This is a genomic window from Micromonospora sp. M42, assembly GCF_000568915.1.
GTDB classification, from domain to species: Bacteria; Actinomycetota; Actinomycetes; order Mycobacteriales; family Micromonosporaceae; genus Micromonospora; species Micromonospora chalcea.
The window spans coordinates 993,745-995,810 of the sequence record NZ_KK037233.1 but is presented as its reverse complement, the minus strand read 5'-3'; the positions used below and the strand labels follow the sequence as shown (position 1 = coordinate 995,810).

The 2,066-nt window shown below is 73.9% G+C and carries 3 protein-coding genes and 2 pseudogenes; 3 read left to right on the top strand and 2 right to left on the bottom strand.

Translation table 11 applies throughout. The annotated features are described in order from the left end of the window. Positions 1-484, bottom strand: a pseudogene (locus tag MCBG_RS04235) (hypothetical protein); the annotation flags it as partial. Positions 485-549: 65 nt separating this feature from the next. Then, the gene (locus MCBG_RS04230; protein ID WP_281606097.1) at positions 550-1,014 is read right to left on the bottom strand and encodes a peroxiredoxin; all 465 of its coding nucleotides are present in this window, start codon (positions 1,012-1,014) and stop codon (positions 550-552) included. 90 nt (positions 1,015-1,104) lie between these two features. On the opposite strand from MCBG_RS04230, the gene MCBG_RS04225 reads away from it, so the two are divergent. From MCBG_RS04225 to MCBG_RS33650, 3 genes and pseudogenes are all read left to right on the top strand, one after another. Then, complete coding sequence (locus MCBG_RS04225) at positions 1,105-1,497, top strand: YciI family protein (RefSeq protein ID WP_043324033.1); 393 nt, start codon at positions 1,105-1,107, stop codon at positions 1,495-1,497. A gap of 19 nt (positions 1,498-1,516) precedes the next feature. Then, a pseudogene (locus MCBG_RS33655) lies at positions 1,517-1,654 on the top strand (siderophore-interacting protein); the annotation flags it as partial. Positions 1,655-1,826: 172 nt separating this feature from the next. After that, on the top strand, positions 1,827-2,066 hold a 240-nt coding region (locus tag MCBG_RS33650), incomplete at its 3' end, for a sigma factor-like helix-turn-helix DNA-binding protein (protein ID WP_304413293.1).

Sequence of the window (2,066 nt, the reverse complement as noted above, 5' to 3'; positions counted from 1 at the left end):
GCCCTGCTGCGCGGCCACCGTCCACTCTTTCCTCGGCGTACGCCAGCGTCACCGTCAACCCCGGCGGGGTCTTCGGCTTCGCGGCCTTCACCGCCCGCTTCGCCGGCTTCGGCTCCGCCTGCGGCGCCTCGGTCTTCGGCTCCTCCCGTCGTGGCGCCGGCACCCGCGGCGTGTCCAGCACGAACTCCGGCTCCGGCGCGGCCGGCGGCTGCTCCGGTTCCGGCTTCGCCTCGGCGGCCGGACGCCGCCCGGCGCCCTTCGGCGCGACCGCCACGTCGGCGGGGGAGAACGGCAGCTCGTCGCGGCCGAACCGCACCACCACGAACTCCTCCGACGCCTCCGGGTCGGTCAGCTCCACCACCTGCCCGATCTGCCCGGCGATCTGCCCGGCCGCCTCGGTGAACACCACCCGGGGCTTGCGGCCCGCCGCGAGCGCCTCCCGGATCCCCTGAACCTCGTCAGTGGACAAACCCTGACCCGCCATCACGCCCTCTTCCGTACACCTGTTTGACGCAGCCTTGATACCAGCCGGCTGCGACACCACGATGATCAGCCCCCGAGGGCCCGCAACGCCGCGTCGGCGTGCTCGTTCATGCTCAGCTCGCTGCGCACCACGGCGAGGACCCGCCGGTCCGTGCCGATCACGAACGTCATCCGCCGCGTGCTCAGCGGCCCCAGCGGCAGCCGCCGCCGCACCCCGAACGCGTCCGCCACCGCGCCGTCGACGTCGGAGAGCAGCGGATAGTCGAACCCGTGCCGGCGGGAGAACTCCGCCTGCCGCTGCACCGGATCACGGCTGATCCCGACCCGCTGGGCGCCCACCGCGGCGAACTCCGCCGCCAGATCCCGGAAGTGACAGCTCTCCGCCGTGCAGCCCCGCGTCATCGCCGCCGGATAGAAGAACAACACCACCGGCCCGGCGGCCAGGAACTCCGACAGGCGACGCGGCGTCCCCGTCTCGTCCGGCAGCGTGAAATCCTCGACCAGGTCACCGACACCCAACGCGTTACTCATGACGCGAGGATATGTAGACATCGGCGATCCGGCTCCGTCGTACCCGGCGAGCGGCGGGGAGGCACCGCCGCACGACGCGAAGGACCGACAGTGAAGTACGTCATCATGATCCACTCCAACCCGGAGCCGTGGGGCCACCCCACCTCCGAGTATCTGGCCTCCTACCAGGAGCTGCCCGCCGAGGTACGGGACCGGCTCAACGCCGACTTCGAGCAGGTGCTGACCGAGCTGCACGCCAACGGTGAGCTCGTCGTCGGTGAGGCGCTCGCCGACCCCGCCACCGCACGGCTGTACCGGTGGAGCGACGGCGCGCCGCTGGTGACCGACGGCCCGTACTCCGAAGCCAAGGAACACCTCGCCGGGTTCTTCCTGATCGACGTGGAGGACCAGGCCCGCGCCGAGGCCGTCGCGGCGAAGTTCGCCGGGCCGGGGGAGACCGTCGAGCTGCGGCCCCTGATGTGGCCGGGCGGCTCCGATCAGTAGCGCCACAGCGCTGGCGGACGTGTGGCGCCGGGAGGCGCCGCACGTCCGCGCCGCTCTGCTGCGCCGCTACGGGCACCCCCGACGCTGCGAGGACGCCCTGCAGGACGCGGCGGAGGCGGCCGCCGCCAACTGGCCGCGCACCGGCATCCCCGACGACCCCCGCGCCTGGCTGATCCGGGTCGCCGCGCGGCGGCTGATCGACCGGATCCGCGCCGACGCGGCCCGTACCCGCCGCGAGCGGCTCGACTCGGCCCGGCAACCCGACGCCGGCCTCGTACCGCCCGTCGACGACACGCCGGTGACCGGCGCCGACGACACGATGCGGCTGCTTGTTCCTGTGCTGCCACCCGGCGCTGAGCCGCCCCTCACAGGTCGCGCTGACCCTGCGCGCGGTGGCCGGCCTGCGCGTCGAGCAGATCGCCGCCGCCTACCTGGTGCCGGCCCGGACCATGACGCAGCGGCTGAGCCGGGCCCGCGCGACGCTGCGCGAGGCGGGCGCCCGGTTCACCATGCCGCCGCCGCACCGCTGCCCGCCCGGGTGGCCGCCGTGCTCGACGTGTGCCACCTGG